This window comes from Caballeronia arationis, assembly GCF_001544975.2.
Classification (GTDB): Bacteria; Pseudomonadota; Gammaproteobacteria; order Burkholderiales; family Burkholderiaceae; genus Caballeronia; species Caballeronia arationis.
Genome location: NZ_FCOG02000184.1, coordinates 1 through 9,348 on the forward strand (window position 1 = coordinate 1; position 9,348 = coordinate 9,348).

At 56.5% G+C, this 9,348-nt stretch carries 4 protein-coding genes; all 4 read left to right on the forward strand.

The genetic code is table 11. From position 1 onward, the window contains the following. Nucleotides 1–1,244 precede the first annotated feature (1,244 nt). Entirely contained in the window at nt 1,245–2,525 is a 1,281-nt protein-coding gene (locus AWB81_RS38000) for an integrase domain-containing protein (RefSeq protein WP_087135472.1), read from the forward strand. 2,472 nt (nt 2,526–4,997) lie between these two features. Beyond that, nucleotides 4,998–5,654: a hypothetical protein gene (locus AWB81_RS38005; RefSeq protein WP_062643215.1), complete on the forward strand. Its 657-nt coding sequence runs from the start codon at nt 4,998–5,000 to the stop codon at nt 5,652–5,654. Nucleotides 5,655–6,323: 669 nt separating this feature from the next. Next, nucleotides 6,324–7,349, forward strand: coding sequence for an IS110 family RNA-guided transposase (locus AWB81_RS38010; protein WP_062643218.1), 1,026 nt, complete (start codon nt 6,324–6,326; stop codon nt 7,347–7,349). 635 nt (nt 7,350–7,984) lie between these two features. Then, nucleotides 7,985–8,986 carry a ParB/RepB/Spo0J family partition protein gene (locus tag AWB81_RS38015; RefSeq protein WP_144444312.1) on the forward strand — a complete coding sequence of 334 codons (1,002 nt, stop codon included), beginning with the start codon at nt 7,985–7,987 and terminating at the stop codon, nt 8,984–8,986. Nucleotides 8,987–9,348: the final 362 nt, after the last annotated feature.

The following is a 9,348-nucleotide window of genomic DNA, read 5'->3' on the forward strand; positions in this document are numbered from 1 at the left end:
GCAGAAAATCCCGGCTTTGATCCGATCGATGTTTCAACATCCGTCAGTCCGTTACGCAGCATGAACCATGTCCGGCTGCTTTTTTTCGACTTAGTATCCTATTACCTATCCGCGTCACTGACGCATCGACCGAGTGCAGCGCACTCCATACGTTTACAGCCAGGCACCCGACGGGTGCACTCTTCCTGAAGCGGCAGCGGCGCTGCCAATCAAGTTAGTCGCCTCATGCGGGAAACTGAGTTCCAGAAGAACCGCATGACCGCTGACTCTTGGCCCGATTCGCAAATCTCCATCAACTGAAAACAACTTCGCACGGACAGTGCGAACGTCCGCCTTCATATCGTCTACGGCAATCAAGCCAAGCTTGACTCACGCGGTCCCGCTCGGAGCGACCACGATGAGCAAGCTCCCAAGACGGGAATCACTTGCACCATGGGTGCGGATGTCTTTATCGGCCGAACGAAGACTCTGGTTACAACTGTTGGCAGGTTCGCGCGCAACCATGCAAGCGGCTCCGCTAGTGTCGCCAGGGGGCCTGCAGGCGATTGTTGCGGCGAGCGCGGCTTAAGTCTCGAAAGAGGTATGAAAATCGCGAGCTTTCCGCCCACATTCGATCGCGATAAAGCGCATCATGCTAGTTACCTATCCGCGTTCCAACGCATCGACCCGAGTGCCGTGCGCTCCATCTTTCTCTTGCCGTGTGTCCGACGGACGCCACGATCTTCATCCGCAGTGACCCTGCGATTCAGCGCTGTGCACTATGCGGGAAACTGAGTTCTCCAAAAACCGCATCGGCACTGGCTTTTCAAGCGAAACGCAGTTTCGCATCGTCTGAGAACAACTTCGCACGGACAGTGCGAACGTCACCTATGCCTTTCGTCGAAGGCGACTCTCGCCAAGCCTGACTCGCGCGGTTCCAAATCGAGGCGACCGTGATGAACAAGCTCGCAAGACGGGAAATCACTTGCACCCTGCGTGCGGATTTCTATATCCCATTCTGTCGGCTCGCGCTGCCGATACCAAAAAGCGCAATAGGAATTGCTCGGCTCGACAGGCTAACGCCTGCGGTCAGGTAGCCGTGCATCGGATTCATCCGGCGCATGGATCATCAGGCGTCAGTGCTTCCCTGCGCCGGGTGAATCGAAAATATGATCTCTAAGATCCCGGAAAGCAAAGCGTGCAGTATTCCAACAACCCGGGACGTTCTTCTGATAGGTGAGAACGTCGCCTTTGATGCGACGGCCATGAAGATCCAATTCAACTTCTCAACCCTGTTGGACAACGCGGGGCTTCCTCAGCGGCTCACCAAAGAGCTCGCCGAACTTTTTAACCGCCACCTTTCGAAACCTCATAGCACGACGCGCGTGACGTCGAACGCAATCTCCATCAAGACACAGAGCTATCGCGTGCGGCATCTCATTGCCGGCTTTCGCGAACTACGAAAGGGCGGCTTCGCGCTGCAGTCGCCCTGGAACCTCTCCGAGAAACACATCGCCTACCTCGTCAAGCTTTGGGTCGAGGAAAATGACCAGGCGCCCGGCACAGTCGAGAACAAGCTGACCTACTGGCGCACGCTCGCTGCATGGATGAAAAAGCACCAGCTCGTGGGCACCGTCGATGACTACATCAAGCGGCCCGACGGTTATCGCCGCTATTATGTGGCGCAGGAAGATAAGTCCTGGGAAGCGGCTAACGTTGACGTCAACCACGTGATCTCCCGGCTTTGCGTGCAGGATCGGTGGGTCGCCATTCAAGTCGAATTGCAGGCGACGTTCGGGTTGCGCGCCCAAGAAAGCATGCTCCTGCGTCCGCTGCAATGCCTGCGCGTCTCGGGCCACCTGCACGTGATCGATGGTACGAAGGGCGGCAGGCCCCGGCTCGTGCCGATCGATGCTGAGTGGCAATACGAAGTCCTCATCCGCGCAGCCCGGCTCGCGAACCCGCGCACCGGCTCAATGATTCCGGAGCCATGGTCGCTCAAAAGGTGGTACCGGCATTTCTATCACGTCCTACAGAAAGAGGGCATAACGCGTGGCGGGTTGGGCGTCACGGTGCACGGACTGCGCCACGCTTACCTCCAGAAGATGTACGAGGATATAACCGGTGTGCCCGCGCCGATAAAACTGCCCGATCATCGGCCCGACCCGGAACTCCATCAAAGGGCGATGCAACAGTTGGTCGAAGCTGCTGGACATAGCTTGGCGGCGAAGGCGACGGCCTACATATCGACGTTCGCCACGGCCGAGCGCCTGTCGCGACCTGTGGTGACCTTCGAGCAGGCGATCGCGGCTCTTGATGCGGCGAAGGGCGTCAAATCAGAGGCGGCAAAGAGCCTAAAAATCTCAAGGCAGGCGCTTTATCGGATACTTGCAAAAGGCGGCCCGTTGCCAACTGTAACGCCTGCAAACCCCGCCGAGACCGAAGCACCACCAACGGCCGCGCCTAACGAGGTCCTCGAAGGTCCACCGTTGGCTCAGACGATCAACAACGCCGCACCGGACCAGCTTTCACTGCTTGCCGAATAGGTTTGCCGTCGCCATCCGACGACGTTGCAGTCGTCGGATGGCGACGGCTTCCGGGCCTAAGATGCTGTTGATGGTAGACGGTGGTCACGATGAACGGACATCAGCACAGTACTCTGCGCAAGCAAGCAAGAAGCCGCACCCTTGGGTCAACCCGCGTCACGCGTCGTCTTGCGGCGGTAGTCGCAGGAAGTGGCACCACCGCACTCGTCGCGGATTTCGATGAGCTCCGGGCTCAAGCGATCGCATGGTCATGCTCGTCTCGGACGACGCCGTGCAAGTGCGTCTCTTACAGCGTGTCGTTTGCGCCGGTCGTAGTTGTCGTGCACGGCCTGTTCCCCATTCCGCACTCGATTGCATCATTCCACGATGTGAAAAGCGTGCCGAATAAGGGGGGTGTGAATATTCGGCACGTTTTGTAACAGGCTAATTTACCAGGAGAATCAAGTGGTTGTCTTGGCCCCGGAACGTCGAGGGACGCTATCCGGATAGCGTTGCTCGCGGCCAAACAACTGCAAGCCCGCGCTGCTCGCCCCGCACCAAGCTAGGAGGCCGGCTAAAAACGAAACGCACCGGCCGCGAAGGTATGGTCTACCTTGCGCTATCCTGGCCAAGAAAATTCCCCGGTACCAGACCTTAGACAAGCGCAGTCGCGATGCTTTGAGATACCGCGACTTCCGCAGCGCAAAGCGTGACCTCATCGAGGCTGCTTGTATCCAGCCAACGCATTTGTCCGCAATTGGACGAACCGACGCGCGTTCGTGAACTGGGGAACGTGCCCGAGGACGACTCCCGGTCAAGCCGTCCACTACTCGGCCGTCGTATTGCTAAGGAATGTTACATGAGTAGTCCGGCCGCGCCAGCGACTTCGCGGAAAGAGCGAGGCCTCCTCAAATCCCGCGGGTCGCCCGAACGCCATCCGTTTCGAACCCGAAACTCCCGACAGCGTTCCCACTCGCCGTCATTCCACCTATGAGGCAATTATCAACTCTTCTCCGGACTTGGCTTACCACGTGTTGGTAGCGCCAATCGACGGTGGAATTGACGTGATGAAAGCTGCGTAGAGTACGGCACGACGTCATGTAGCTGTTTTCTGTGAAGTTCGGCCCGAGTCCGCCTATGACAAGACCGAACTAACTAATCAGAAGTTGTCGCACGAGGCCGGCGCACGTCGCCGTCGCCGATCATTGCAAAGAGCGGTCGGTGCTACCTCTGCGCTGTTGGTGTCCGGACTGTGTGCGGCTTTTCCGCTTCGTTCGAAAGGTTTGTGTAAATGTATCAGGCAGAAAGCGATACCTTTTTCGCGCTCTTTCTACGAAAAGGGAATTATCATGATAATTCCACGGGTGTGTCCCGAGCGCGTGCGCGCTTCTCCGATACGTCACCACGCCGCCTATTCGTCACGTCACCGCGGGTGACGCATGCTTCGTTGTCTCTTAACCGAGAGCTTGGCTGACAACCGGGTCGTGCTAGACGCGGGCCGGCGTTCCTAGCACGCACTACTTCGGTCTTCACCGCTTTCATCCAGAAAGCCTGCGATAGACGCCTCCGCCGACTCGGGCCCAATTTCGGCGCTTCCAGTAATTCGTCACCGGACCTGTTTCCCTTCCTTGTCGACCGATATACGCGCCTGGGCATTGTTCGTTTTTCCGAGCGGCCGATTATTCGCTGGTCCGTGGCTCGCTGGACCGCTCGCGTATTGCCTCCATCTAGCAAGCGAGTCTCACCAGAAGTTTTGCGTCGGCGCGAAAGGCATGCGCTAAGCGCTCCGGTAACTATTCCGCCTTCGCCCGAGCCCGGGCGAGATGCAGTGTGCCGCGCAATTTCGGCGTCGACTCGATCGAAGACAGCGCTTGCAAACGCACGAACCCGCACGTGATCTCTCGGTCAACGCTATCCGGATAGCGGCCCTTTCGGGGAATGACGCACGGAAACGTATAGCTTTTCGTCAGTCGCCTTGCAGGTTCCCCACGCGCGGACGTATGCGGCAGCCACTTGCAGCCGATGCTCTCGCAGGTCTCAATAGCGCTTCTCGAGCAGCGTTACGACCGGAACACACCGCGGCGATCCAATGAGCGGGTCCCCGCAAGTTCAGCAGCGTAAAGCAGCAACGACATACGGCTATACACGCGTGAGCCAGCCTACGTGACAAAACGTAGCCTGGCTTAATCGGATGGGGCGAACACATTTGGTTGACGCCAGCAATTCACTCGCTTCGCCGATTATTTGCTACGCGTTCGACGTCATGTTTGCGCTTTGCAAACCCGTTTCGCACTGCACCTACATACAGCGTCGCGGCGTTTCAAGCGCCACGCAATGCCTGACGAGCGATGTTTCTTCCATTTTATTGAAAGAGCTATCGAAATCGTGACCTTTTCGAACTTCGGATGCGCGGCGTCGAACCTAAGATTGTTTCTGCAGCACCCGAAACGATAAATCGAAAGCTAGTGATCACCGCAGACCTGGAGCTTTGCAATGTCAAGACGATCCCGCTCGCACGCTCAAACGCAGCCTACCGCCTTTTTTCCAACGCAGGCGTACCTCGGGTACCCCAAGGGTTACCAAAAGGAGCCTTCGCTTAGGCAACGCCGGCGCGAATACGCCGAGTTCTCGCGCAAGCTTCGCGCAATTTTCGCTCCGTTGCTATTGAACCACTATGCGTTGCACGAACACATGATGGTTCAGACCAGTCTGGGATTCTCCGGCGGGGCGGCAGGCGCGGACTGCCTGGCTGTTACTCGCTTCGGCGTCTTCGTCATCACGCACATTCGGTCGGTTGGTACCCTAAGCTTGACAACAAACGCAAATGAGCTGCTTGTCACCGAGTCCGACACGGCGCACGCAATTCGATGTCCTCTTTGGCAAGCCGCGCCAGTCGTGCATTTCCTATCCGCGCTTTTGGCGGACCTTAAATGCCCTGTCGAGGCCATCGCCATCACAACCGAGGACGCTTGCAAAATCGATTTCGACCTTCCCCCTTCAATTATGAAACTGCACGAACTCGATCAGTTCCTGCGACAAAGGTATGCCCCGTTCGTTGGAGTGCAGTGGTCCTTCTTCGATGTCAACCAAATCAGTGCGCGCATCCGGCAGGGGTGTCGTGATTGGGACGAGGAAGTGGCTGAGGCGTAGGCATGTAACGGCTTCGCGCCTGACGAGCGCCGCGCGGGCAATGGTTGGCCGAGTCGGTGCTTACATCGGCGCAGTCTCGAGCGCCGGCCGACTCTCTGACCATTGCATGAACTCGGAGATTCGCTAGGTCTCGCCGCTGACGATGTGGTCCGTCACGACATGGCGCAGTTGGTGGCTCGTCATGGCATTCCGCCTAAGAACGTTACGCGGCAACATGCGTGTGAGGAAGCATTTTGTAAGTCGCCGATGCGATTTTTGAGCAACTGGCCGCACCGAGCTGATTTCGCAATATTTGGTTGCTATCCGTTTAGAATCAAGGACTTGGGTTCCGTGGGCGCGCGGACGAAGTGGAATTATCAGGATGAAGTCCTTCGGCCCGGTCTAACGGTACAACACGAAGAGTGGGGGTGCAACGAGGAAAGCAGGGGAGCTGTGACGGCGACGCTGGGATGCAAGCGTGCCTTGAGAAAACTGCAGATGAGCGAGTGTAACGCGCCTCGTAGGCGAGCGCAAGCGGGATGCCGGACAGCTGGGATGAACGCCGCCCTCCCTTCGGGGAGCTTGGTACGTGGCCTCCGGAATCGTCCAGCGTGATTGTTTGGAAAAATCGAAAGGAGTCAATGTGGCAGAGTGTTGCTACCGCTACCACTTGAAAAGGGAGTACTCGTCATGGACACCATTACCTACGGGTTGGACATTGCGAAACGCGTTTTTCAAATGTATTGGGTTGAAGGCGATACCGGGGAGATCGTCAATCGGCGGTTTACGAGGCAGCAGCTGATCGAGTTTCTCGGTCAGCGAGTCCCGGGTCGTGTCGCATTGGAAGCGTGCGGCAGTGCGCACTGGTGGGCTCGGAAGATAGCGTCGTTGGGTCATGAGGTCATCTTGCTGCACGCGAAGTTTGCTCGACCGTTCGTTCAAACCAACAAAACTGATGCAGCTGACGCGCGAGCGATTTGTCTGGCCGTGCAGCAACCCGGCATGCGCTATGTAGCTCCAAAGACGGTCGAGCAGCAAGCGACATTGGCTTTACATCGGATGCGCTCCCTGTTGATCAAATCTCGCACCATGCAGGTCAATCAACTTCGCGGCCTGCTCTTCGAATTTGGTGTGGTCCTTACGGCCGGCCGCGTCGCTGGCATGGCCGATGTTCGCGAGCGTCTGCACGAGGTTGAACAGGCAGTTCCAGGCACGCTGTTCTGCGCTTTGCGCGACCAGCTTCAGCTCATCGATCGAATCAATGAAGAAATCAAAAAACTTGAGAAGCAATTAGCTGTCTGGCAAAAACAAGAGGCGGCGTGCCGGAAGATAGCAGAAATTCCAGGTATAGGGCCTCTGACGGCCACTGCATTGGTCGCGACTATCGGAAATCCAGCAGCTTTCAAATCTGGGCGTGAACTAGCCGCTTATCTCGGCCTGGTTCCAAGGCAGACCGGCACTGGTGGAAAACTAAGATTGGGCGGTATAAGCAAGTGTGGTGACAACTATCTCAGAATGCTTCTTATACACGGGGCACGCGCCGTTTTGTTCAGAAGCAAATGCAAGGGAGTCTGGTGTGAGCAGCTATTGGTAAGGCGGCCCGTGAACGTGGCGACTGTTGCGTTGGCGAACAAAATGGCGCGAACGGCGTGGGCGTTGTTGGCAAATGATCGAACGTACCAAAACAACTATGCGGCAATGCAGCAGGCTGCGTAGAAGAGCAAGACACGAGTTGGATGCACGCTGGAAGGTTGCGAAGGCAAATACGACGTGATGGCGAGATAGGTTGGACCGCAAGAACAGAAGCCTGATTGACGCTAAGCGCTCAAAGCGCGCTGGACAGTAGAGGCCGTTCTTGGCGAATCCCCTCAGGGCGCGCAGCCGTTGGCTGCAGACGCCGAATATAAGCCTGCAGCCAAACCTGCAGACGCCGAATATAAGCCTGCAGCCAAACCCTCATCGAGCGTCACAGCGCTATTTCCTTGCAAGCCGGGCGGCGTTCATATAAGCGTCAAGCAGGACGTCCGGTTTACCGGCATTCATCTTAGCCGACCGGACAAAAACCATTGTCGCCGCCCAGCATGCGTCATGCCAATCAGTCGCACCCGCAAGCTAATACGATCGCTTGCCGTCCGGTCGATCCGCGTGGGGCTACTGGCAGTGCAGTGACTGACATAAGTGAAAAGAGGGGTTTTTTTATACCTCTTTACACCGTGCCAAAGCGAAAGACGCATGTTTTTATACGCCTTTCGTGTTTGATTATGAGATTCCAACTGTAATTGGAAAAAATAGTTGCCCATTCATGCTGCCAGTATGCAATGATCCGGTCGCTCGATTTGAAGGAGACCAGAATGAGCAATTCCAAAAGGCCTTATCGATTGATCAGCCGTCGTAGTTGCTGGCGACTCTCGCAGCTCTATCACCAAGGACTCGCTGAAGGAAAATGGACTACCCAGCTGGATGCATTGAATGCTCTGGGCGTCAGTCAAGGTGACTTGTCATTGGCGATGCAGCTCCACGAACTACCTGAGAAGATTCTTGACTTGTTCGAAGATCACATCGACATCAGCAGCCATACAGTCCGCGTTATTCGCCACACGATCCGTCGCGATGGCCTTAGCACGGTACTAAGCCGCATCGAGCGAAGTGGGGCTTCCGGCGCAAAACACTCGAAAAAGACAGTGTTAAGTATCGTCAAAGGTCAAGCGCTGGAGTCAAAGAAAATGCTGCGATGGTCTGGACAAGATCCAGAGAAGATCGTGTCCCGCGCGCTAGATCTTCCCAAAAACGTTTCTGATCGATATCACTTGGGTGTGACCCAAGGAGAATGGAACAGTTTCAGTGCATGCGCGAAGGCACTGAGTATATCGCGACGAAATGTCAGCGACGCCGTTGCCATCCGGGAGCTGCCAGATTCGATCCGCCATCTATTTCGTGAGAAGGAGTTCACGTTTTCCGTCGGGCGAAAACTGCTCGCGCTCAAGCGCGAACTCGGCCTCGACGAACTACTTTCACGGGCGCGATATAAGGACTCTATGTACGATGTTGGCGGGCGCACTGCCGAGAACATCTTGTCGGAACTAAAAGACGAAAATATTCGGCCGGCGAGCTCCTTCAGGCGTATCCGGATAAAGAAGGGACGAGGTCCGAATCGGCTTGTTATCGAATGTAAAGATCCAAAATTGCTTCTCAGATACCGCCGTGAGATCGAGCAGGCAATCAGCAAGGTTCTGAAGAAGCGCGTTACAGACGTGGAGTACGTCGAGTTGATGCGCGAAATATTCGGCACGCCGCGCCCCGTTATGCCGCGTCTGGACCGCCTGCCCGGTACATTCCGGCCGCGTCTATCCTGATCCATCCGCCGTGCTCCGACGCTAGACTCTTTCCCTGGACCGGACTCACGTCAACTGGCCTAGGGGCCTAGGGGACTTCGCGCGCCGTCGCTGTCGCAAGGGCACAAGGGCGGTCACGGCCGTACTCGCCCTCGATATTGCGGCTGACGAATGTGCGTCCATCTTCGCTTGCGTTCGGATCGTTCGCGAGATCGGTGTGTTGCCCGACAAATTCGTCGCATCCCCCGCTCACTGCCTGCCGTTGTAGCTCGATAGTCGGACCTGCAAAATTGGGTTTTGTTCGTGGACGCCTCGGGGCGTTCATCAGGTGGCCTTGTACTTTTCGAACTCAGGCAGTTGTAGGAGGTGCGAGCAAGGTTCCT

Coding starts and splice junctions, on each gene's coding strand:
- AWB81_RS38010 (WP_062643218.1), top strand. CDS start 6,324: ATGGACACCATTACCTACGGGTTGGACATTGCGAAACGCGTTTTTCAA.
- AWB81_RS38005 (WP_062643215.1), top strand. CDS start 4,998: ATGTCAAGACGATCCCGCTCGCACGCTCAAACGCAGCCTACCGCCTTT.
- AWB81_RS38015 (WP_144444312.1), top strand. CDS start 7,985: ATGAGCAATTCCAAAAGGCCTTATCGATTGATCAGCCGTCGTAGTTGC.
- AWB81_RS38000 (WP_087135472.1), top strand. CDS start 1,245: ATGAAGATCCAATTCAACTTCTCAACCCTGTTGGACAACGCGGGGCTT.